This window comes from Nocardia bovistercoris (assembly GCF_015674855.1).
Lineage (GTDB): Bacteria > Actinomycetota > Actinomycetes > Mycobacteriales > Mycobacteriaceae > Nocardia > Nocardia bovistercoris.
The window spans coordinates 320,836-343,658 of the sequence record NZ_JADMLG010000001.1; the positions used below are offsets into that span (position 1 = coordinate 320,836).

General features: G+C 69.7%; 20 protein-coding genes. 1 reads left to right on the forward strand and 19 read right to left on the reverse strand.

The annotated features are described in order from the left end of the window. Nucleotides 1–19: 19 nt before the first annotated feature. The 17 genes from IT779_RS01460 to IT779_RS01540 form a co-directional block, all read right to left on the reverse strand. Entirely contained in the window at nucleotides 20–2,362 is a 2,343-nt protein-coding gene (locus IT779_RS01460) for a hypothetical protein (protein WP_196147285.1), read from the reverse strand. 7 nt (nucleotides 2,363–2,369) lie between these two features. Next, nucleotides 2,370–3,860, reverse strand: a complete 1,491-nt coding sequence (locus IT779_RS01465) for an SCO6880 family protein (protein ID WP_196147286.1) — start codon at nucleotides 3,858–3,860, stop codon at nucleotides 2,370–2,372. Further along, on the reverse strand, nucleotides 3,857–5,323 hold the full coding sequence (locus tag IT779_RS01470) for a hypothetical protein (RefSeq protein ID WP_196147748.1): 1,467 nt from the start codon (nucleotides 5,321–5,323) through the stop codon (nucleotides 3,857–3,859). Before IT779_RS01470 ends, IT779_RS01465 begins: the two co-directional genes overlap by 4 nt. A 286-nt stretch (nucleotides 5,324–5,609) precedes the next feature. Next, the gene (locus IT779_RS01475) at nucleotides 5,610–6,422 is read right to left on the reverse strand and encodes a hypothetical protein (protein ID WP_196147287.1); all 813 of its coding nucleotides are present in this window, start codon (nucleotides 6,420–6,422) and stop codon (nucleotides 5,610–5,612) included. Then, entirely contained in the window at nucleotides 6,419–7,036 is a 618-nt protein-coding gene (locus tag IT779_RS01480) for a hypothetical protein (protein ID WP_232541345.1), read from the reverse strand. The genes IT779_RS01475 and IT779_RS01480 overlap by 4 nt, the downstream gene beginning before the upstream one ends. A gap of 31 nt (nucleotides 7,037–7,067) precedes the next feature. Then, nucleotides 7,068–7,343 (reverse strand): hypothetical protein, encoded by a 276-nt coding sequence (locus IT779_RS01485; RefSeq protein ID WP_196147288.1) that lies wholly within the window; start codon nucleotides 7,341–7,343, stop codon nucleotides 7,068–7,070. A 7-nt stretch (nucleotides 7,344–7,350) separates the two neighbouring features. Next, nucleotides 7,351–7,647 (reverse strand): hypothetical protein, encoded by a 297-nt coding sequence (locus IT779_RS01490; RefSeq protein WP_196147289.1) that lies wholly within the window; start codon nucleotides 7,645–7,647, stop codon nucleotides 7,351–7,353. Nucleotides 7,648–7,690: 43 nt separating this feature from the next. After that, nucleotides 7,691–8,332 carry a hypothetical protein gene (locus tag IT779_RS01495; RefSeq protein ID WP_196147290.1) on the reverse strand — a complete coding sequence of 214 codons (642 nt, stop codon included), beginning with the start codon at nucleotides 8,330–8,332 and terminating at the stop codon, nucleotides 7,691–7,693. Continuing rightward, nucleotides 8,329–9,207 carry a MinD/ParA family ATP-binding protein gene (locus tag IT779_RS01500; protein WP_196147291.1) on the reverse strand — a complete coding sequence of 293 codons (879 nt, stop codon included), beginning with the start codon at nucleotides 9,205–9,207 and terminating at the stop codon, nucleotides 8,329–8,331. The genes IT779_RS01495 and IT779_RS01500 overlap by 4 nt, the downstream gene beginning before the upstream one ends. A gap of 16 nt (nucleotides 9,208–9,223) precedes the next feature. After that, a complete protein-coding gene (locus tag IT779_RS01505; RefSeq protein ID WP_196147292.1) occupies nucleotides 9,224–10,342 on the reverse strand; it encodes a hypothetical protein in 1,119 nt (372 codons plus the stop codon). Nucleotides 10,343–10,398: 56 nt separating this feature from the next. Further along, nucleotides 10,399–12,039, reverse strand: coding sequence for a cutinase family protein (locus tag IT779_RS01510; RefSeq protein WP_196147293.1), 1,641 nt, complete (start codon nucleotides 12,037–12,039; stop codon nucleotides 10,399–10,401). A gap of 221 nt (nucleotides 12,040–12,260) precedes the next feature. Continuing rightward, nucleotides 12,261–14,654, reverse strand: coding sequence for a RelA/SpoT family protein (locus IT779_RS01515; RefSeq protein WP_196147294.1), 2,394 nt, complete (start codon nucleotides 14,652–14,654; stop codon nucleotides 12,261–12,263). Between the two features lie 117 nt (nucleotides 14,655–14,771). Continuing rightward, on the reverse strand, nucleotides 14,772–15,737 hold the full coding sequence (locus IT779_RS01520) for an alkaline phosphatase family protein (protein ID WP_196147295.1): 966 nt from the start codon (nucleotides 15,735–15,737) through the stop codon (nucleotides 14,772–14,774). A gap of 229 nt (nucleotides 15,738–15,966) precedes the next feature. Next, complete coding sequence (locus IT779_RS01525) at nucleotides 15,967–16,593, reverse strand: NUDIX hydrolase (protein ID WP_196147296.1); 627 nt, start codon at nucleotides 16,591–16,593, stop codon at nucleotides 15,967–15,969. A 282-nt stretch (nucleotides 16,594–16,875) separates the two neighbouring features. After that, nucleotides 16,876–17,136, reverse strand: a complete 261-nt coding sequence (locus IT779_RS01530; protein ID WP_196147297.1) for a hypothetical protein — start codon at nucleotides 17,134–17,136, stop codon at nucleotides 16,876–16,878. Between the two features lie 43 nt (nucleotides 17,137–17,179). After that, nucleotides 17,180–18,442, reverse strand: a complete 1,263-nt coding sequence (locus IT779_RS01535) for an adenylosuccinate synthetase (protein WP_196147750.1) — start codon at nucleotides 18,440–18,442, stop codon at nucleotides 17,180–17,182. Nucleotides 18,443–18,597: 155 nt separating this feature from the next. Continuing rightward, entirely contained in the window at nucleotides 18,598–19,536 is a 939-nt protein-coding gene (locus IT779_RS01540; RefSeq protein WP_196147298.1) for a hypothetical protein, read from the reverse strand. Nucleotides 19,537–19,671: 135 nt separating this feature from the next. Between IT779_RS01540 and IT779_RS01545 the strand changes: the two genes are divergently transcribed. After that, nucleotides 19,672–20,400, forward strand: a complete 729-nt coding sequence (locus tag IT779_RS01545; RefSeq protein ID WP_232541346.1) for a hypothetical protein — start codon at nucleotides 19,672–19,674, stop codon at nucleotides 20,398–20,400. Between the two features lie 31 nt (nucleotides 20,401–20,431). Here the strand turns inward: IT779_RS01545 and IT779_RS01550 are convergent, their stop codons facing one another. Together IT779_RS01550 and IT779_RS01555 are read right to left on the reverse strand one after the other, a co-directional pair. Beyond that, nucleotides 20,432–22,054: an ABC-F family ATP-binding cassette domain-containing protein gene (locus IT779_RS01550; protein WP_196147300.1), complete on the reverse strand. Its 1,623-nt coding sequence runs from the start codon at nucleotides 22,052–22,054 to the stop codon at nucleotides 20,432–20,434. A gap of 175 nt (nucleotides 22,055–22,229) precedes the next feature. Then, nucleotides 22,230–22,802, reverse strand: coding sequence for an adenine phosphoribosyltransferase (locus IT779_RS01555; RefSeq protein ID WP_196147301.1), 573 nt, complete (start codon nucleotides 22,800–22,802; stop codon nucleotides 22,230–22,232). Between the last annotated feature and the right edge of the window lie 21 nt (nucleotides 22,803–22,823).

The following is a 22,823-nucleotide window of genomic DNA, read 5'->3' on the forward strand; positions in this document are numbered from 1 at the left end:
CGGTGCGCGGCCCGCTCGCTCATGCCGCGCTCCCGCTCGGCGAATCCTTGTCGCGCCTGGTGGATTCGGTGAACTCACTGAAGCGCTGATTGGTGTCGTGGATGCCGCTTTCCTTCTCCGACATCGTGAATTCCATGTGGAAGGGGATGCCGGGACGGCGGTCCTCACCGATCTTGAGCAGGAACTTGCCGGTGCCGGGCGGCGATGGCCGCTGCTGCCCCGGCTTGAGTGCCTCGCCGGTGAGTGCTTGCGGCGCCGACCATCCGGTGACCATCTCCTCCTCGGCGGAGGTGAAAGGCACCGTCGAATCGAGGCGCTTGACCTCCTCGGCGGGCAGCGCGCCGAAGATCTTGGCGCGGGCGCGTTCCAGGAAGCCGAGCGCCTTGGCGATGGCGGCTTCGGTGCCGAGCGACTGGAGGTCCTTGATGGTGTGGCTGATCATGATGAGCGCGGTGGCGATGCTGCGCTGCAGGCGCGTCAGCTCGTCAACGCGGTCGACCATGAAGTCGCCGAGGCCGAGCACCTGCCACAGCTCGTCCATCACGACCTGGAAGTAGCGCTGCGGGCCGAGTTTCGCGTCGGCGAGCACGTGCGCCGCCTCCACCGAGGCGAATCCGTCGGCCCAGCAGGCCAGCATGACCGCGGCCTTGAGCTTCTTGTCGCCGGTGGGGATGTGCGAGACGTCGATGCAGACCGCGACCGAGCCGGTGTCGATGGGCACCGAGGTCTGGCCGTTGAAGATCGCGCCGAAGGGACCCTGGGTGAGCGCGCGCAGCGAACGGCGCAGCCCCTTGATGGCGTTCTGGTATTCGTTCGGGTCGTCGGCGCCCGCGTCGAGCATCAACTCCTCGCCGCCCGCGACGATCACCTCGAGCAGGTTCTCCATGATCGGCGGCTGGTCCGGGGTGTAACCGCTGCCGGGCTGGTAGAGGATGCGCAGGGCGGTGGAGATCAGCGTCTCCTCGTAGTCGCGCACCCGCGCGCCGCGCACCAGTTCCACCAGGCCCGCGATGAGCGTGACCTGCCTGGCGCGCAGGTCCTGGAGCACCTGTGTCTGCAGCACCGGGAATTCGTCGAGGCGCGGCACCACCGAACCGAGGACGCCCGCGGCCAGCGGATTGAGTTTGCCGTGCCCGTAGCCGAGGTCGATGACCTGACCGCCGACCAACTCCACCATCCGGCGGTAGTCCGGTTTCACGTCGGCGAGGATGAGCGGGGTGATGCCCTGCGCGATGCCGCCGAGCACGATCCGGCGCACCAGCGAGGATTTGCCGAAACCGTTGAGGCCGAGCACGAACAGGCTCGGCGCGGTGATGAAACTGCCGCGCAGGAACCAGTTCATCGGGTCGAAGCAGACCGGTGCGCCGGTGTGCAGGTGCGAACCGAGCGGCGTGCCGATCAGCGGCGCGCCCGCGCCCACCGACCACGGCCACAGCCCGGCCACCTGCGCGGTGGTGGCGCGGTACTCCACCGGCCTGCCGACCACGTTCATCCGGCCGCCGCCCGCGCCCGCGTAGCCGCGGTCGGTCAATTGCGCTGTGCTGCGGTCGAATCCGTCCTCGATGGTCTGCTCGGCGCGCGCGGCGTAGTTGCGCCTGCGGATGTCGTCGGTGCGGACGCGGAAGGTGGCCCACGCCGCGCGCACCCCCGAACCCTCGCGGCTGATCTGCTCGAGTTTGGCTCTCGTCGCCGCGTCCAGCAGCGGCGGACCGGACTGTTTGCGCTTGTCCGCCTTGGCTTTCGCGCGCCGCGCCGCCTTGTCGAGCGGCGGGGTGCCCATGGCGCGGTCGGCGGTGTGGTCCACCTTGTCCTGGCGCGGCTGCGGACGCCCCTGCCTCGGCGCGCCGCGCAGCGGACCCCCGCGCTCCTGGCGCGGCGTCACCCGTTCCGGCGGCGCGGCGGGACGCTCGGCGCGCGGCAGGCCCGCACGGTCGGGACGGTATCCGCCGGTCCGGTCCTGGCGCGGCGCACCGCGATTCGCGCCGCGACCGGGCTCGACGTGCGGACGCCCGTGCTCGGTCCGATCGGAGCGGGCGCCGCCCGCGCGCCCGGCGCCGGGACGCGGTCGCCGCTCCTCGCCCGCGGCCCTGTGCTCCCGGTCGGAGGCGGATCCGGTGTCGACGCGCGAGTCGCCGCTCACGCCCCTGGCCAGCCTGCGCGCCCGGTCGACGAGATCGTCGGAACCGCTGGTGCGCTGGCCGCCGCGCGGGCGACCCGGCGGACGCTCCTCGACTGCGGGACCGAAGGGGCCGTCGCCCCGGTCGCCGAAAGAGGCGTCGATGCCGGGCTCGAAGGGGACCTCGTCCCGCTCGCGCCGGACGCCGCCGCGCTCCTGAACCGGTGGCTCGTACTCGCGTGCCATGAATCGCTCACCCCGCCAATGCCTTCGGAATTGTCGCGTGCTCCGGCAGGATCACCCCGCAGCCGAGCGAGGCCGCGAAGGCCGCCGCCTGATAGCGGTAACACCGCCGGATCTTCAACCGCGCCTGCGTGGACAGGTCGCGGGTAATGGCTTCGATGCGCGGCAGGTCGCCGCGCAGGGGTTCGGTGATGGTCACCAGCGCCCCGAAGCGGGTCACGCCGTGACCCCGTGCTTGTTCCTCGCGCGCCTGCTGGGTGGCGCCGACGCGCAACGTCGCGGCTGCCGAGACGACACCGCGTTCGCTCTGCTGGGCCACCAGGGCGTTCTTGAAGTCGTCGTCCACGATCTCGGCGGCGTCGGCGGCCGAATGCGGGCGGTACACGATCGCGATGCGCTTGCGCGGCACTTCGGGATTCGGCGCGAGCAGCCGCTGCAGCACCCGCTCGTCCACCGCGCCCTCGGGCGCGGCGTCCATCTCCCAGGTGACCGAGCGGCCGCCGTCGTGGATGAAGTGGTCCCACTTCTCGTCGTGCGAGACCGGACCGGCGTCGGCCCAGTCCAGCCCGTGCCCTTCGGGTTCGGAGGCGGCGACCTCGAGGTCGGCTTGGGAGGCCGGATCGTAGCTGCGCCGGATGAACGAGATCACCTCGTCGGCCGACATCGGCTGGGCGCGCACACCGGCCTCGGCGAGCGCCGCGCAGATGCCGGGCAGCCTGCGCCCGATCTCCACGGCCTCCTCGGCCGGGTTCTTGCGCCGCTCGGCGGTGGTGGCCTTGAAGGTGATGGCGACCCGAGGCAGCAGTTGCACGCGTTCCTGCGGCAGTTCGGTGGCCAGCTCGTACATGACCTGCTGGGCCAGATCCGGCGCCTCGGGCCTGGTGATCGTCGAGACCTCGGTGAGCAGGCGGTTGCCGGTCTCGGGCACGGTGTCGATCACCGGGACCACGGCGACGATGTCGCTGGTCTGGCCGACCGAGGCGAGGAAGGTGCCCCACGCGGAGACCCAGCGGTCGATGACGGGCTGGTCGACCGCCTCGTGTCCTTGCGGCCACGCCCGCAGCACCACCGTGTACTGGGCGAACTGCGGGAGGTGGATCATGCCGAAGCTGTAGCCGCCCGCGTCGATGCCTTCGTACAGCTTCGACGGCGCGAGCAGACCCGGCAGCCGGGTGACGCCGCCGGGCACGCGGGAGAACCGGCCGCCCCGGTACACGTGCTCGCCGTTGCCGCGCGAACGCATCCAGTTGAACATCATCAATCCCGTCTCGTATCCGGAGCGGCCGCCGGTGCGCCACACCAGGGGAACCATGATCACCACGCCGACGCCGCCGACGATGAAACCCCATTGGAAACCGCCGACCATGGCGGTGATCAGCGCCGTGATCACCACCACGAAACCGATCACGGTCTCTTCCCAGCGCAGGCCGAAGAGACCTGCGCTGCGGGGCTTCTGCCACAGGCCGTACGAGCGGCGCTCGTAGGTGTCGGTCACAGTCATCGCGGAATGGTGCTCCTCCCGAGGTCGGGCGACCGGTTCGTCCAGCGGTCACCGGCGACGTCACCCATGGTCTGTTCGGCCTTGCCGAGGCCGCTCGTCGCGGCCCGCGCCGCGCTCGCGCGCCCGACCGCCCTGGACGCACCGGACGGTACTCCGGACGCGCCCTCTTGGCCGGAGGCGCGCGGAGGTTGACCCCCGCCGCCACCGCCGCCGGACGGCGGCGGCACCGGGCGCGGACCGCCGCCGCGCGGACCGGCGCCGCCCGGACGCGGACCGGCGCCGCCACCGCCGACGTAGCCCGGCGATCCGGCGCCCGCGGTGGCGCGCACGGCGACCGCCTTGGTGCCGACGGCGCCGAGGGCCGCGGCGGCGACGAGGGTGCCGCCCGCCGCGGTCAGACCGGAACCGCCGGAGCCGACGATCGCGACCGCGGGGGTGACCAGGCGCATGAGCGCGGGCAGCACGAAGGCGACGCTGCACAGCAGCACGATCGCCACCAGCATGCGCTGGGCTTCCTCACCTTCGGGCAGTCCGCCGGTGGAGGTGAGCCCGTCGACGTGGCCCGCGGTGGTGAACGCGATCATGTAGACGATCGCGGCCACCGGTTTGTAGAGCATGAACGCGATGATCCAGCCGACCAGTTTCGAATAGGACTGCTTACCGATGTTCATCCCGGAAGCGGCGGCGGCCAGCGGGAGCACGCCGGCGGCGACGAGCAGCAACCCCTGCCTGATGATGGCGAGCACGATCTGCGCGAGCGCTCCGAGCAGCCCGACGATCGCGATGATCAGCACGAGACCGGGCGAGAACGCCTGCAACTTGCTGGTCTTGACCATCAACTCGGCGAGATCCTTGGCATTGCCGTTGGTGGCGTCGGTGATCACCCACTCGCTGAAGCGGTCCGAGGCCTGGGTGCCCGCGACCACGACCGCGCCGAGCATCCAGGAACTGAACACCACCCTGGCGAACATGCGGAACGATTCGATCGCCTCGCCGACCGCCGCCCCGCGTCTGGCCTCGGCAAGTCGCGCGCCGGTCAGGATGACCGAGGCGATCAGCAGCAATATCTGGATCTGATACGTGTAGTCGTTGATCGTGGTGAACAGCGAACCGTTGTCGCTGGCCGCCTCGTTGGGCACCTTCATCCAGAACGTCAACGCCAGGATGATGGCTTCGCCGAGGCCCTTCATCAACGAGTCGACCACCTTGCCGAAGGTGGAATCCCACGCCTTGTCCTTGACGGCGGTGGCCGCGTCGCCCGGATGGGAGGCCGCGTTGCCCGCCTTGCAGGCCGCCGAGGCCGCGTCGCCGAGGGAGATGCCGGGCAGGCCGACGTCATCGAGCGTGTCGTGGATCTCGTTGCAGGTGTCGTCGAAACCGTAGGTCTGGCCGTAGGCCACCGTCGGTGTCGCGATCATCACGGTGAAGATGACCGCGAAGATCGTGAGTAGCCGCCTCACCATTGTGTCCACCCCTCGAAGCTGCGCAGGGACCCGGTCCGTGCCCGCGCGGCGCGCGAGAGCGGCCGCGAGGTCCGATCGTCTTGTCGCCGAACGATTGTCCGGCCGATGCCCGCCGAGGTCGACGGGCGTTCCATTGTCTCCCGCCGGAGTCTCGCGCCCGCACCGATCGCGTAATCCGGTGCGCCCGCTCCGGTATGGCGTGCGTCACCGCGCGGCGCGGACGATGTCCGCCTGCGCGACAACGTATCCGGGGTACGCGGACCGGGGCGGTCCGCTCGGGAACTGTTCACCACGCGGTCCACCCTTCGATCGATTCGATGTACTCGGTCTGCGAACCGTTGGACGCCGACGGCTTGAGCCGCCAGTCGCCCGCGTCCCACACCACGACCAGACGCAGTGCGGCCCAGAGCTGTTTGCCGTCGACAACGGGACCGCGCGAGGCCAGCCGCACGATGGCCAGGTCGTCGGCGTAGTTCTCCACCTTGAACGCGTCGGAGGCGACGAAGTAGCGGGTGATCCGCTCGGGCTGCTGCTTGGGCAACCGGTCTTCGCCGAGCGCCTTGTCGTAGGCGGTGATCTGCTGCGCCGAGACCCGCACCTGCCGCAGGTAGAGGTCGCGGTCGGCGGGGCGGGCGTTGATGCGGTAGGTGATCTGCGCCGCGGCCAGCACCGCGCCCTGCGGCGTATGCGAATACCCAACGGCCAGACCGTCTTCGATGCGGGTCGGGCCGTCGGAGGTGGAGAACGGCACCGAGGCGCCGTACACCCGCTGCCAGCCGAACGGCGACCGCGTGCCCTCCGGCGCCGCACTCAGCCAGTCGATATCGGTGGCCTTGCGCTGCCGCGCCGGATCCTGCGAAAGCGGTTGCCCGGCCGGATTGTTCGGGATGTCGACGCGCCTGCCGAGAATGTCGAGCTCAGGTGCGGCGAAGCCCTCGCCGCCCGCCGCGACCGCGACGGGGGCGGCCGCCTCGCCGTCGGAATCGTCACGGCCGATGTACATCACGACGCCGACCACGATGATCAGTGCCAGCAGCGCCGCGGACGCGATGACACCGAAGGAGACGCGCTCACGCGCGTAGGGCTCCTTCTGACTCACTTCGGTGCCTCCAATGTCACGATGTCGTCGGGTAGTTCATCGATGGCCTCGACGGGCCGCGCCGTCGATTCCGGGTCGGGCAGTCGCAGTCTCCAATCCTGTTGGAACCATTCGACGGTGGTGTGATTCACCGCCTTCGAACCGTCGGAATACTCGGTGTAGACCTCGACGGTGCCGCGGCTGTCGCTGTAGTCGGTGATCCGGTACCCGAGCAGCCGCGGCGCGTACTCCGCCGCGGCAGGTCCGGTGATGGACAGCTGTAATCGGTTCACCGACCACTCGTCGCGCGCGGGCCCCGGCACCACTTCCCCGGCCACCACCTTCGGCCACTGGCTGTCCGCGGCCACCGAAAGGCGCACGGTGTGGGTGATCGCGGCCACGGCGGCGCCGGGGGGCGAGTGCTCGAAGTCGACGGCGGCGCCGTCGGTGACCGAGGCGGGCCCCTGCGCGGTCCTCGGCAGGTCGACGCCCTGGAAGTCCTGCCAGCGCACCTGCGTCGGCGCCGCCGCGAGATCGGGCCCGTTCGCGCTCTCGCCCGCACCGCAGCCCGCCACCGCGACCAGTGCCGCGCCGACCACGCGGACCGCGCGCGAGCGCATCACTGTGGAGTTCATATCGGAGCCGTCCGCATCAGGTACCGGTCGTTCACGCCGGCAGGATGGCCAACGCGATGCCGGAGGCCGAGGTGGCCACCACGGCGCCGATGAGGCTCATCAGCACGCCGTGGGTGGCGTCGTTGACCGCCATATCGCCGCGCACGGCGTTCCACATCCGGCCCGCGGCCATGATCAGCCAGGCCAGGCAGATCAGCAGCACGAACCACAGCAGCCAGTTCAGCAGCTGCATGAGCGGTTCGAGCACTTCCGACGGCATCCGCTTGTAGGCGAGTGTCTCGATCGCCGAGACGCGCACACTGGACATGTCGACCTCAGGTTCCGATGACGGCGTTCATGATGGTGCCCGCGCTGGTGGCCACGACGCCGCCGATCATGGCGCCCGCCACCATCTTCGGCGATTCGAGACCGCCGCCGGACCACCGCTCCCACGCGAACTTGCCGCCCGCGTAGACGATTCCGCAGATGCCCGACAGCAGCACGAACCAGGTCAGGTAGCGCACCAGTTGCAGGATCTTCTCCGAACCGGGAGGGGCTTCCGGCGTCGGATTGCCGACCTGGGCGAGAACGGCGCCGTACGTGTCGTGCACGGCGAGGAGAATCATGCTCATCGGCAGCCTTTCTCGAAGGTCACGGTCGATCCGGTGCGCGCCATCACGGCTCCTCCTCATCGAAAGACGAACTGGCATCGAGCTTTTCGCGGACAACGGCAACGATATCGGCGCCGAGCTCGCGCACTTCGACCGGGACCTCGTCGAGCGGGTCGATCTTGCGCTTGCGCTCGGGCAGCGGATCGCCGGGTGACCACACCGGCAGTTGTTCGGCCTCGACCAGCGTCCATTCCTCGTACCAGGGCACCTGCCACATCGGACCGGCCAGCGAACCGACGACGTCGCGGTAGCGGCGGATCTCGGCCGGGATGCGGCCGGGGCGCGCGGCGACGGTGATCAACCCGATCACCTGCGACGGCCCGCCGAACCCGAAGTGGTGCTGGCGCAACAGATCATGGGCGCGTGTCAACCCCGGGACGGTCTCCCTGGCCACGAGCACGACGAAGGGCGATTCGCGCTCGAAGACGCCGGGCCAGCGGCGGCTCGAATCCGCCGCTGGCGCAAGCACATGCGCGAGCGTAGTGGCTCCCGCGCCGCCGTGCACACCGAGCAACCACACCAGCGGCGCGCGGCCGACCCCGGGCACCGGGCGGTCCCACACCGGGGCGCGACGGGACTCCGGCGGTGCCACCACCCCGGCAGGCTGCGGATCGTGCTTGCGTCGAAGTTTCATTGCGGCGGTCATGATGCCACCCCGGCCAGCAACTTCGCGTACGCGCGGCGCGTCGACTCCGCCAGCGACGCGTGTCGCACGAGCTCCCCGCGCGCCAGGTGCGGGTCGTAGGGAATCTCCCTGATATCGCGCACCCATCCGGAAAGATGTTCTCGCAAATGATCGGCAACCCTGGAGTCCGCGTCGGGAAGCTGATGCGAGACCACGATGGTGGTATCGCCGACGATCCCGTCGCCGTGCCCCTCCGCCGTCGAACCGAACTGGTCATCGAGCCATTCCAAGGTCACCCGCAGGCGGTTCGCGGCATCGGTGCGCGCCGGGATCGCAAGCACCAAAGCCACATCCGCGTCATCGAGCAACGGCAGCAGTTGCCGCCCGGCAATCGGGCTCCCGCCGTCGTAGACGCCCGTATACCCGGCTTCGCGGACCGCGCGCGCAACCGTGAGATAGGTCGCACGGCGACGCAGCGGCGCGGCGTCGCGCCACAGCAGGCCGATCCCCGAAGTGGCCAGCGACAGGCACTCCTTCAACGGCGCGGGCTCGTCGTCGCCGCGTCCGTACAGCCACGACTGCAGGCTGATCGGATGCAGGTGCTCGTCCGCGCCGCGCAGGGCCAGATCGCTGCCCGCCGCGGTGGCGTCCACCGCGATCGTCGGATTCCCCGACACCCCGAGTTCGCCCGCGAGACCGAGCGCCGTTGTGGTCGTTCCCGCACCGCCGCAACCGCCGACCACCAGAATCGGCCGCCGCGTCGTCTCCGTGTCACCCTCGTCGTCACGCCTGCGCCGCAGTCGTACCACCGGAGCCTTGGACCGCACTTGTCGACCCGACGATTCGCCCCGTTCCTCGGGCGCCTCGTCGAGCCAGCGGCTCCAGTCCTCTCCCATCGCTCTCAGCTCTCCTTCACCCGGCCGCGATACCCGTGATCAGGGTGCGACCGCCGACCACCGCGGTGGTGACCGTCTGCCTGTTGTACGTGGCCGGCACACCACCCGGCCGATACTCGGTGACCTCGACCGAGTACCTGTTCTCGGTGATCGTGATGACCCGCACGCAATGCGAGGTGCCGACCGGAATCGTATCGATGCCGCGCTGGATCACCGCGGCGGGCGATATCGGCGCATCGGGCGCGACCACCGCGCGCGCCTGTTCGCCGGAACGCTCGACGTAGTAGGCGTATTGGAACGCCAGCACCGCGTCGGGCCCGGATTCGGTGCCGCCGTCGGTAGCGCCGCGCAGCACGCCGACGCTGCGTTCGGTCGGGCAGTCCGCGGCCGCGTCGGACTGCACGCTGCCCGCGGTGAACTGCATCGGCCGCGGCGCCGCGGCCCCGCGCTGACCAGGGCCGAGCAGCCACAGCGCGCCGAGCACGGCCGCGACGAGCAACAGCGCCGCGAGCGCGAGCATCAGCAGCACCCTGGCCCGGCGGGTCGTCGGATGCGCGCGCGCCGCGGTGCGCAGCGCGGGTTTGGTTCCGCTGTGCGGACGCTCGTCGCTCGCCACGACGTCGTCCTCGGGCCACGGGAACCGCACGGATCCGATCGGGCGGGGTTCGTAGTCGTCGTCGGGTCCCGGCGCGTGATCGGCGGCCACCCAGTCCGACCAGCCGCCGACGAATTCGCTGCGCCGCGCGGGCAGGTCGGTCGGCACCTCGGCACGCGCGCGCGCCTGCTCGAGATCGTCTTCCTCGCCGAGGTGGTCCGGATACGAGGCCGGCCCCGATACCGCGGGCGCGTCCGGCGCTCCGCTCCGCGTCGATCGGATTCCGGTCCCGGCGTCCGGCGATACGTCGTCCTTCGTACGTCTTCCGGTTCTGATGTCCGTCACCCGAGGATCGGATTCCCGCGCGTCCGATTCGTGCGCGCGCGACTCGTGCGCGTCGGCCTCGGGTACGTCGCCCTCTCGAGCATCGGTCTGCCGCGAATCGGTCTCCCGTGCACCGGCCTGCCGCGGCGGGGGCGTCGAAGCGTCGGGTTCGAGCGCGCCGTACCAGCGCGACAGCTCATTGTACGGTTTCAACATTCCCCCATTCCCGCAGCGCAGGGCACGTGGTGTCGCATCGTCGCACCTCTCGGCGATCAGTTCGTGGCGAACGGGTAGGTGTTGGCGGTACCGGGTCGCTCGGTGGGCGGAATCGAGGTCGCGCCGCCGGATGAGGCGCCATCGGCTCCTGTCCCGAACGGAAATTGTCCCGTACCGGAGGAATTCGGTGTAGCCGACGCGCCGGAACCAGCACCTGAGAATCCGGGTGCCGGCTTGTTACCCTGAGCGGTGCCCGCGGCTCCCTGGACGGCGGCGCCCGCGCCGAACGCGCCGGCCAGATCTCGTGCCAGCGCGGCGAACCAGTCCGCGACATACCGGGTGGGTGTGTCCCCATTGGCCGCCACCGCCGAGGTGCCGTACGCACCGTGTCGCTGCACGGTGTCCCAATAGCGTACCCACGTGGTGAGATCGAGCAGCTCCCGATTGTCCGTCACCGTCTGCACGACCGCCTCGTAAGCCTGGTTGACCAGGCGCGATATCGTCGTCGGCGGAATCAGTTCGGGGATCGCGCCCGCCAGCCTGGTACCCAACATCAGCAGGCCCGCCACCGGATTCGCCAGTCCCGCCGTGGCCAGTTCGGAGATCGCGGCCGGACTCAGCACCGTGCGCACCACCGTCGCCACGGCGTTCAGGCCGATCATGCCCATCCGCAGCAGCGCCTGCACCGCGAGCGCCGGATCGAAAGGCGCGCGCGGATCGGAAGCGTCGGCGACGCGCTGGGAGATCGACTTGCCCGGAGCCACCGACAGCGTCGACAGCGAAGTGCCGTGCACGTCCTCGGAGGCGACCTTCGTGACGGTCTTGATGGAGGTGTAGGCCAGCGCCTGCGAGATCGAGGTCAGCGCGGCGATCGGGTCGCCGCCGCTGAGCGTGCTCTGCCCCGCCACATTCGCGACGGCGCGCAGGATCGGCGCGCCGGTCGGCGCGTCGCAAGCCAGATCGCCCGCGGCGCAGAAACTCGCCACCCGACCGGTGAGCGCCGCGAAATTCGGGGCCTTGTCCCGCTCCGGGCCGATGCCGCCGCCCGCGGCGGGCGCCATCGCGAGCGCGGGCACACCCGCCACCCGCTCGCCCGGAGTGCCCGGCGCCGGATCGGGGGCTTGTTTGCCGGGGGCGCCGGGGAACAGCGGCGCGCCCGGATTGCGGGTCGGATCGGCGAACAGCGCGACCCCCGCGACCCGGTCGGCCGCGATCACACCGGACCCGCGACCCACCTCCTGCGCGAACAGCGACACGACGTGCGCGCCCTGCGAGTAGCCCACGATCGCGAAACGTGTTTCGGCACACCGGTCGGCGACCTGTTTGGCCATCGTGCGCAACCGGACCAGACCGCCCGTGACCGAGTCCGCGTACGGTGTCACGCTTTTCGCGTCGATGCCGCCGAAGGACGACTCGTAGGGCACGTAGGCGCGATCGACCAGACCCGCGTCGGGAGCCGCGGCCATGAGTGGACGGAAGACCGTCGACAGCATGCCGGTGTCGGTGGTCGGCGCGGCGTCCGGGGAGGACTCCCCCGTGCCCTGGACACCGAGCGCGAACAGCGCCGGACAGCTGCGGATCGCCAGATCCGTAGACGGCGCAACGGGATTCGCGAAGACCGGGCCCGTCGCCGGGAACGCGACGACCACGGCGAGCGCGACCAGCACCCCCGACATCCGTGCCGCATAATCAGTCATAGCGATCCGCAATCAATCTCGTGTTGCCGCGCCTGTTCCAACCATGAAACCCAATAGACGGTAACAGATTACGGCTATGACTGGATAAGCGAAGAAAAGTTTCCGCGAAACGCCGATGCGAACCACTCGCACATCGGCGCGCCACGGGTGTAGGCTCGGCAAGTTTCCGACCGATTCGCTACGGCGGCGCCGCTTTCGTCGATCACCCGCGACCCGCTCGATCAGGTCGCCGACGTGACCCGGTATACGTCGTAGACGCCCTCCACATTGCGCACCACGTTCAGCAGGTGCCCCAGATGCTTCGGATCACCCATCTCGAAGGTGAACTTGCTGATCGCGACCCGATCGCCGTGCGTGGTGACCGAGGCCGACAGGATGTTGACCTTCTCGTCGGCCAGCACCTTCGTGACATCGGAGAGCAACCTGGTGCGGTCCAGCGCCTCGATCTGGATGGCGACCAGGAACACCGACGACGGTGACGGCGCCCACTCCACGTCGATGATGCGCTCGGACTGCGCCTGCAGCGATCCGGCATTGGTGCAGTCGGTGCGGTGCACGCTCACCGCGCCGCCGCGGGTGACGAATCCCATGATCTCGTCACCGGGCACCGGGGTGCAGCACTTGGCCAGCTTCGCCACGGTGCCCTCGGCGCCGGGGATCAGCACGCCCGCGTCGCCGGTGGTGCGCTGCCGTGCGGGCGTGGTGGACGGGGTCGACCGTTCGGCGAGTTCGTTCTCCACGTCGCCGATGCCGCCGAGCTGGGCCATCAGGCGCTGCACGACGTGATGCGCGGAAACCTGGTGCTCGCCGACCGCGGTGTAGAGGGTGGAGATGTCGGAGTAGTGCAGTTCGTGGGCGACCGCCGTCATCGCGTCGACGCTCATCAACCGCTGCAACGGCAACCCGACCCGGCGGACCTCCTTCGAGATCTGCTCCTTGCCGTTCTCCAGCGCCTCCTCGCGCCGCTCCTTGGCGAACCACTGCCGGATCTTGGCCTTGGCACGCGGCGAGACGACGAAGTTCTGCCAATCCCGGCTCGGGCCCGCGTTCTGCGCCTTCGAGGTGAAAACCTCGACCACTTCACCGTTTTCGAGCTGACGCTCCAACGCCACCAGCCGCCCGTTGACCCGCGCGCCGATGCACTTGTGCCCCACCTCGGTGTGCACCGCGTACGCGAAATCGACCGGAGTCGACTTCTGCGGCAACGTGATCACATCACCCTTCGGCGTGAACACGAAGATCTCCGGCGACTTCAGATCGAACCGCAGCGACTCCAGGAACTCCGCCGGATCCGCCGCCTCACGCTGCCAGTCCAACAACTGCCGCATCCACGCCATGTCGTCGACTTCGGTGCTGTCGGTGGAATGCTTGCCCTTGGTCTCCTTGTACCGCCAATGCGCGGCGATACCGAACTCCGCGGTCCGATGCATGTCCTGGGTACGGATCTGCACCTCCAACGGCTTGCCGTCCGGACCAACCACCGTCGTGTGCAACGACTGATACACCCCGTAGCGCGGCTGGGCGATGTAGTCCTTGAACCGGCCCGCCATCGGCTGCCACAACGAATGCACCACACCGACGGCGGCGTAGCAGTCGCGCACCTCGTCGCACAGGATCCGGATACCGACCAGATCGTGGATGTCGTCGAAGTCCTTACCCTTGACGATCATCTTCTGATAGATCGACCAGTAGTGCTTCGGGCGACCCTCGACGATCGCGTTGATCCGCGACGCCGCAAGGGTATTCACGATCTCCGCGCGCACCTTCGCCAGATACGTGTCACGCGAGGGCGCGCGATCGGCCACCAGGCGCACGATCTCGTCGTACTTCTTCGGGTGCAGGATCGCGAACGCGAGGTCCTCGAGCTCCCACTTCACCGTGGCCATGCCGAGGCGGTGCGCCAGCGGGGCGATGACCTCGAGGGTCTCCTTGGCCTTCTTGGCCTGCTTCTCCGGCGGCAGGAAACGCATGGTGCGCATGTTGTGCAACCGGTCGGCGACCTTGATCACCAGCACGCGCGGGTCGCGCGCCATGGCGATGATCATCTTGCGGATGGTCTCGGCCTCCGCGGCCGCGCCGAGATTGACCTTGTCCAGCTTGGTGACGCCGTCGACCAGGTGCGCGACCTCCTGACCGAAGTCGGTGGTCAGCTGGTCGAGCGAGTAGCCGGTGTCCTCGACGGTGTCGTGCAGCAGGGCCGCGACCAGCGTTGTGGTGTCCATGCCGAGTTCGGCCAGGATGTTGGCGACCGCGAGCGGATGGGTGATGTAGGGATCACCGGATTTGCGGAACTGGTGCGAGTGCCGCTCGTCGGCCACGTCGAAGGCGCGCTGCAACAGCGTGAGGTTGGCCTTCGGATACAGCTCGCGGTGCACGGTGGCCAGCGGCTCCAGCACCGGTTTGACCGCGGCGATGCCGCGCTGACCCGTCATGCGGCGCGCGAGCCTGGCGCGCACGCGGCGCGAGGCCGAGGTGGGCACAGCCGTCGAGGAACCCGGCGGACGTGGCGTCGAACCGGCCGCTGACCTCGATGTCTGCGGATTCTCCTTGGCCGCCGGGGCAGCACTCGACCCCGCCGATTGCTCGACGTTCGCCTCATCCAGATGCTGGGTCATGCCACCGCCTCTCCACAGCCGCGCCCGGACCACGTGCCCGAACGCTGCAACCGCTCAGACCACAACTTTAGTCCGGTGCGCCGACAAGTGTCGGCCCCCTGTCGCCGGAGCGCGATACTAGCGACTCTCGGCCGGTCGCGCGGCGGATCGACGCAGGAAGGAGCGGCCGTCGACGGCGGGCTCGGCCTGGACCGCGAACAGGTCGAGCACGGTGGGAGTGAGATCGGCCAGGGTGATGTCCTCGGCGAGCGCGCCCGCCGGAAAGTCGGGACCGCGGGCGATCACGAAGGTCGCGGTCTCGTCGGGTGTGCGGCCGCCGTGCCCGCCCTCGGGCCGATGGCCGTGATCGGTGGTCACCAGAATCGTCCACGCCTCGTCGGGTTCGGCGGCGGCGCGGGCGTCGACGGCCGCGACGATCCGTCCGACCAACTCGTCGACGCGCGTGATGGCGGCGACATAGGCGGGCGAACGCGCGCCGCCCGCGAAATGGCCCGCGTGATCGACCTGGTCGAGATGGGTGAAGAGGAAATCGGGCGCGTAGCGGGTGACCGCGGTGACCACGTCGGCGGCGGTGCGCGCGTCGGTCCTCGACTCGTCGCCGTCGCCGGGGAACGGCGCGGTGGTGACCACCACGCCCGCGCGGGGGTCGCCGCTGCCCGCCATGACCGCGATCATGTCCCAGGTCGCGATGCTGTGGGTCTTCAGTTCGGGCCGCGCGCGCCGCAGGCGGGTGAAGACGGTGGGATGCGCGGCGAAGGGGCGCGCGTCGAAGCTGTTGCCGGTGATGCCGTGCGCGCTGTCCCATACCCCCGTCAGCACCGTCGCCCACGACGGGCCGGAAATGCTGATGTGCGCACCGAGCGAACCGCGCGCGAAAAGGCCATCGGCGCCGAGGCGCGTCAGATTCGGGGCGGTCGACGGTTCGATCCTGGTGTGCAGGAGGCCGTCGATGCCGATCAGCACCACCTTCGGGCGCCGGGCCGCCGCGCGCGCGACGCCCGAGGGCAGAACCGCCGCGACAGGTGACAGCAGCGCGGCCCCCGTCACCGCGACGGTCGTCGCCAGCAGCTGCCTGCGGTCCATGCCGCAACCATGCGGTGCGCGCACCGGGCGCCGATAGCACCCTCGCCCGGTGTTCACGGACGTTTCATCGCCCGCGAAACCGCGCGTAGTCCGGCTGAACCGGACCTGAACTCTCGATAGCGCTCAGCTATACGAGCCGGTCACCGGCGGTATATCCGTGATGAACGGCAGCTGTCACGCCGAAGCCGGGTTCGCGGGTTCCGACACCGGATGAAAGCCCCCCGGACCGCTATACCTCCGCGAACGCCCACACGGCGGCGGGGCGTCCGGTCGCCTTGGTGCGACGGCGCTCGGCGGTGCGCTCCAGACCGGGAATCGTGGCGAGGGTGCGGTTCAGGTTCGCGGGATCGGGGCGGGCGCCGTGCAGTGCCGTGCTCAGTTCGACGGCGCGGGTCGCGGGGAATTCTTCGCCGGTCAGCGCGCGGGTGAACGGGAGGTCCTTCCAGAGCAGGCGGGACAGGTGTCCGCGCGCCGCGCCGACGATGCGGGTGTGGTCGAAGGCGAGGGGCGGGACCTCGTCGAAGGACACCCATCGCGTCGCATTCGGTTCATGCGGCCCGACCACCGCCCACATCGCGATGGACAGGGTGGGTCCGCGCGGATCGCGGGCGGGTTCGTCGAAGGTCACCAGCTGCCCCACCGCACCGATCGCCGCCTCCGGCACCCCGAGTTTGGTGTGCACCGCGCGCCGCGCCGCCAACGCCAGCCGTTCCCCGCGAGCGAGCAACACACCCGGCAGGGCGAGCTCCCCCTCGAACGGCGGATGCGCGCGAGCGGCCACGCCGAGAGTCAGACCGGGATCGTCGCTCCAGAACCGCAGGGCCACCACATCGACCGACACCACCGATTGCTCCACGGCGCACCATCCTGCCACCGCTACGCAATCGCACAGCGCTCCCTCCCCGGGCCATGGCGACCGGAGGCAAGGCAGAGGGGCAGAGTTCCTCCCGAACGGGCAGTGGATTCCCTCCCGAACGGGCAGTGGCCGACGAGCAGGAGCGAGGGTGGTCGGCCCGCGTGGCTGTTCGGGGTACCGCTGGGCACGCGCGGGCAGTGGATCATGTCGCGGCGACGATCGGCGGCGCGGTCGGCACCGCACCGCCGGACACGCACACGGCGCGGCGTCCCCCGCGCGAGGTCAGTTGTGGTGTTCTTCGGGCAATGGCAGGCCGCGTTCGTCGAGCAGCGTCGCCATCGCCTCTTTCAGCCATGCGATATCTCTTCGCATGCGGAGTTCGGATTCCGCCGGGCCGCGCAATCGCGCCGCGAGATCGTCTTTGTGAATATGTCGCGATAACACCGCACTGCTCTTTCGTCGACCGAATGATTGTCCGGGCCGAGCAGCGGGTCGGGCATATTCCGACGGGCAGCCGAGCCGGTCTGCACAGGAAATCAGCATCTCGGATATTACTCCGGCCGCTATGGAACGAAAAGGAAATATTTCACCCGCTGATCGCGGCGAGTGCGCGGGTGCGCATCGTGCGGGCGCCGCGATTCGGGCCGTCGGAAGTGAGTGCCACCGGAATTCCGCATTCCGATTCCCACCACCCGACTCGGTCGTCGGGCAATTCGACCGTTACTGGTTTGGCGGTGCGTAGGAGTTCGGTCAGCCGCCGTTGATGGGCCAGATCCCGCCACCGCCCCACCGGCAGGTCCGTGACGCGACCCGTCGGCGTGCGGTAGTGAGTGGCGGCGCGCACCGCGGCGGGCGCGTCGAGGTGGGTCAGCGCGAGGCCGTCGACGCCGCCGCAGACCGCGATCGCGTAGCGGAGCAGGATCGGATCCGCGTGCCCGCGCCGGAATTCGCCCTGATACCGACCGAAGGGGTTGTGCGGCTCCGGGATATCGAGCGCGGGATCCTCGGTGGGAAACGGTCCGGCGCCGTGCCGGGTGGCATAGGTGCGGGTGACGCCGAGAGTGTAGGCGCGCGCGCCGATCTCACGCAGCATCGCCCTCGCCCGGCGCGGCTCCACCGTCGACCACGTGGTGTGCGGGTGGAAACCGCGCCACTCGTCGAGCAGCACGCCCTGGGCGCCCTCGAAGATCAGGCGCCCTCGGGCGGCGAACTCCGCGAGGCAGTCCGGCCCGACGATCGTTACGGCGGCGGCGAATTCGCGGTACATCGCCACCAGATCCTGGATCGGCTCGTACCGGTGCGGACTCGGCGCGATGAGCGGAGCGTAGTGGTCGGCGAGCGCGCGCAGCTTCCGGTCGAGCGCCTCGGGCCGCAGACAGTCCGCGACCCGAGGAGCGTCGTAGCGCAGTGCGTAGGACGCGGTTTCGCCGATGCCGCGCCCGCAGGACCCGTGCCGCGAGGAACCCCTCGCATCCTCGCGGGCACGGTTGGCGGCGATGTGGATCGGTGTGGTGAGCAGTGCCCCGCCGTCGATCCGCAGTAGTCGCAACGGGTCGGGGACGCCGAGTTCGGCCAGTCGCGCGGCCTCGGCGGCCAGCGCTATCGGTTCCACCAGCATGTGCCGCGAGAGCAGGGTGGGCACCCCCGAAAAGGTGCCAGACCCGAATTGCGCGAACGTATGCCGCTTTCCATCCGCCAGCACCGTGTGCGCCGCCTGCGCGCCACCGTTGAACCGCACCACCGCGGCGACCGGACGCGCGGACTCCACCGCGCACAACCAGTCCACGGTCGCACCTTTGCCTGCATCACCGAATCCGAGGTCGACCACGATCACATTCCCGGTGCGTATCCCAGCGTCGCCATCGACCACCTCCTCGCGACGATCGTCCCGCCGGTCCGCCCGGAAACCGGCCGCGCCGGTATCGCTGCGGCGCACCCTGCCCTCGTTCCCGCACCGATCGCCCGCGCCGACACGGCTGTCCACATCGGCGCCGGGAGGCGCACTCACGCCGCGCCTCCCGGCAGCGCGCGCGGACCTCCGCCCAGCGCCTTCCCGACCGATTCGGCCTCAACCACCGATCCCAGGTCGCGCAGGTCGGCCAAGCCCGAGGACAGGTCGACCTTGTCCTCGCCCAGTCCGATGGTGAGGGCGATGAGTTCGCACACCGCGCCGGGATCGTCGAGTTTCAGGAAGTTCTGGCCGAGCAGGCCGCGCCAGTGTTCGGCGATTTCCGGGTCGTCGTAGTAGCTCGACTGGTCGGGCAGGATGTAGTGGACGTGCCAGCGCCGGGCGAGTTCCCGGTAGATCGAGGCCACCTCGACGTCGGTGCGGACGTGGTCGCCGATGACGGACCGGATGTGTCGCGAGGCCAGGCGGGGTTTGTTCAATTCGTCGCCGATGAGGAACAGATAGCCGCGTTTGCGGCGTTTCTCCCAGGCGTCGGTGACAATATGGGTGGCCATGAAATAGGCGGCCAATTCGTAGCTTTCGGACTTCTGGCCGCCACCGCCGCCTTCGAGCAGAATATTGCGCAATTGTTCGTCCATGCGGTTGTCGGATTCGAATTGCCCGATCTGCAACGGGACCCGGTCGGTGTCGGCGTCGCCGATCGCGCCGAACAGGATCTGCGGATCTTCCGCGTACCCCTTGGCGCGCAACAATCCGTGCAGGGTGCCGAGTTTGGCTTGCATGATTCTCGGCACGCGGCCCATCGAGCCGGTCACGTCGAAGAGCACCGCGACCGGAAGGGCGGCGCCGTGTTCGGCCGAGTCGCGGCATTCGCGCGCCCGCACGCCGAGCGGGTCGAGGTCGGGATGCGCGGCCCAGTCGGTGTAGGGCTTGTCACGCATGCTCGCGGTGTAGCCGAAGTCCTCGACTCCCCGGCTCGCGCGGTAGGTCTTGGCCGCGCGGTAGGCGGTGTCGTCCCAATGTCCGTATCCCATGGCGTCTTTCCTCTCTCTCGCCACTTTTAGTGTATTCAACCAAAACTGCGGCGTCAAGGGTTGCTCGACGCCCCGGCGGCACGACACGGCCGGGTTGATTGGCGCGGTGGCGAAGTCGTGGTGAACAATTCAGCCGTGCGAGAACTGTGGGACCGGACCTACCTGGCATTGCTGCCATGGACCGACATTCCCCGACGTGAGCTCGATGCGCAGTGCAGGCAGGCCGTGATGGCGGCGCTGGCCGCACTCTGGGGCAGCTGCGACGCGGACGTGCTCGACGCGGCGGCGACCGACGAACAGGTGCACGCGATCGTCGCGGCGCAAGCCGTCTACGGACTCGGCTGGCGCGACGCGGTACTCGGCGACATCGCCACCAGGGCGCGCGCGGCCGGACTCGGCGACGGCCCCGGCAGGCTCTGGGCGCCGCCCGAACGCTGGCACCTGGGGCGCGGCCGCGCTTTCCGCGCCACCCTGCGCGACAACCTCGGCTTCTTCGCCCGGCACCCACGCTCCCAGGAACTGCGGCTGGTGCGCACCGTCCGCGCGGCCGTCGCCGCCGCCGACGCCGACCCCCGCACCACGCTGACCCTGCTGTACCGCGCGGCCTGGACCGAACACGCCACCGAACGACTCGGCTGGAGTGACGCCGAATGGTGGCAGTACCTCGGCATCGACGAACTGACCACGTGGGCTGTCATCGCCCTGCGCATCCCGATGGACGAACCGGACCGCGCGGGCTGGGCGGTCGAGGAAGTCGCCGAGGCGATGAGCCCGCCGGACTGGACCTGGTCGGGCACCGGCCTACCCGACGACTTCCTCGAGGCCGCCTTCGACACCCTCGCCCTGCCCGTCCGGGAGTTCTGACCCGTACCGAGCGCGGGGTGCGTACGCGGCACTACCCATCGGGAAGATCGTCCGCACCGTCCTCCTCGGCGGGCACACCCTCGAGCAGCCCGTCGGCGGTGAGGTCGAGCCACCTGGTCACGCCGATCTCTTCGAGGAAGCGCGGATCGTGGCTGACCACGATGAGCGCGCCCTCGAATCCGGCCAGCGCCTGGGTGAGGTGTTCCAGGCTCGGCAGGTCGAGATTGTTGGTCGGCTCGTCGAGCAGCAGCAGCCGCGGGGCGGGTTCGGCCAGCAACAGCATGGCCAACGCCGCGCGCAACCGTTCGCCGCCGGAGAGCGCGCCCGCCGCGACGTCGGCCGCCGCGCCGCGAAACAGGAAGCGGGCCAGCTGACCTCTGATCCGTTCGGCGGTGGCATGCGGCGCGGCGGCCGCGACGTTCTCGAACAGTGAGCGGTTCTCGTCGAAGACGTCGAGCCGCTGGGCGAGCATCCGCCACGGCACGGCGGGCGGTGTTTCGGCGACGCGGCGCAGCAGGGTGGTCTTGCCGATGCCGTTGCGCCCGGTCAGCGCGATCCGTTCCGGCCCGCTGACCCGCAGCGTCACCCGTGGCCCACAGGCCAGCGCCACGTCGACGAGGTCGACGACGTCCTGCCCCGGATACAGGCGCGTCTCCGGCAGGTCGACACGGATCTCGCGGTCGTCACGCACCAATTCCTCGGCGCGGGTCAGCTGTTGCCTCGCGGTGTCCAGCTTGTCGATATGGGTATTGCGCAACTTGCCCGCCGACACCTGTGCGGCCCGCTTGCGCGCACCCATCACGATTTTGGGTTCCCGCTTGTTCTCCTCCATCTTGCGGCCGTAGCGCAGCCGCCTGTCGAGTTTGACCCGTGTCTCGACCAGCTCCCTGGCTTGCCTGCGGACATCTCCGCGCGCCTCGCGCACGGCGGCGCGCGCGGCCTCCTGCTCGGCTTCGACGATCTGTTCGTAGTCGCTGTAGCCGCCGCCGAACATCCGCAGTTCGCCTTGGCGCAGTTCCGCGATTCCGGACATGCGATCGAGAAGTTCGCGGTCGTGACTGACGGTGAGCACGGCTCCGGAGAACTGGTCGACCACCTCGTACAGGCGCGCTCGCGCGAACCGGTCCAGATTATTGGTCGGCTCGTCCAGCAGCAGCACATCCGGTTCGGACAGCAGTTGGGCCACCAGCCCGAGCAGCACCGTCTCGCCGCCGGACAGGGTCTCCAGGGCGCGGTCGAGCTGTTCGACCGAGTCGGCGAGGTAGTTCAGTCCGAGTCGGCCGAGCAGCGCGATCGCGCGCTCCTCGACATCCCACGAACTGCCGACCGTCTCGAAATCCCGCTCGTCGGCGCCGCCGGATTCGATGCGGTGCAACGACTTCCGTATCTCGGCGATACCGAGCACGGCATCGACCCGTTGGCCGGGCGCCCACCCGAGGTCCTGGCGCAGGTAGCCGAGGCGACCGGAAACGGTGATCGAACCGCGCGCAGGCGTGAGTTCACCGGCCGCCAACCGCAGCAAGGTGGATTTGCCAGAACCGTTGGCGCCGACCAGCCCGATGTGTCCCGCGCCGAATACGGCGTCGAGCCCGTCGAAGACGGGGGTGCCGTCGGGCCAGGCGAAGGTGAGATCGGACAGCGAAAGAAAGGCCATGTGAACCCCTGAGGTGTGCGACGGATACGCGGCGCGCGATTCGCGGGCCGCCCGAGAGCGCTACCTCATGAGAGCAACGGCATGACTCCGATCAACGGGAACAAGACTCGTCCAGGTTAGCCAGAGCCGAGGCCTCGGCGCCAGTGATATTCCGATCACACCTGCGCCGAACGACCTACACCCGAACGACGGCGGTCAGCGGGTAATCGCCCTGGCGATCCCGGCCGCCGAGGAAGGTGAGTTCGAGAACCACCGCGGCCGCGACGACTTCGGCTCCGGCCTGGTCGAACAACTCCGCCGCCGCAGCCAGCGTGCCGCCGGTGGCGAGCACGTCGTCGAGCAGCAGGATGCGCCGACCGGCGAGATCGATGCCGTCGCCGGGGATCTCGAGGCGCGCGGTGCCGTATTCGAGCGTGTACTCGCGCGAGAGCACCGGCGGCGGCAACTTGCCCGCCTTGCGGACCGCGAGCACGCCGGTGCCGAGCGTGGCCGCGACGCCCGCGCCGAGCAGGAAGCCGCGTGCGTCGACGCCCGCGACGAGATCGGCATCGGGGGCGCAGGCGGCGAGGCTGTCGATCACCGCACGGAAGGCGTGGGGATCGGCGAAGACCGGGGTGAGGTCGGCGAAGCGGACGCCGGGAGTCGGGAAATCATCGCGCCACCTGGTCAGACGTTCGACCTGTCCGGCGGCCTTCGCGGTCCGTTCGGCGACTGCGTCGTCGGATTCGATCGCCGCGTGCTTACTCATCGACACCTCTCCATGGTCACT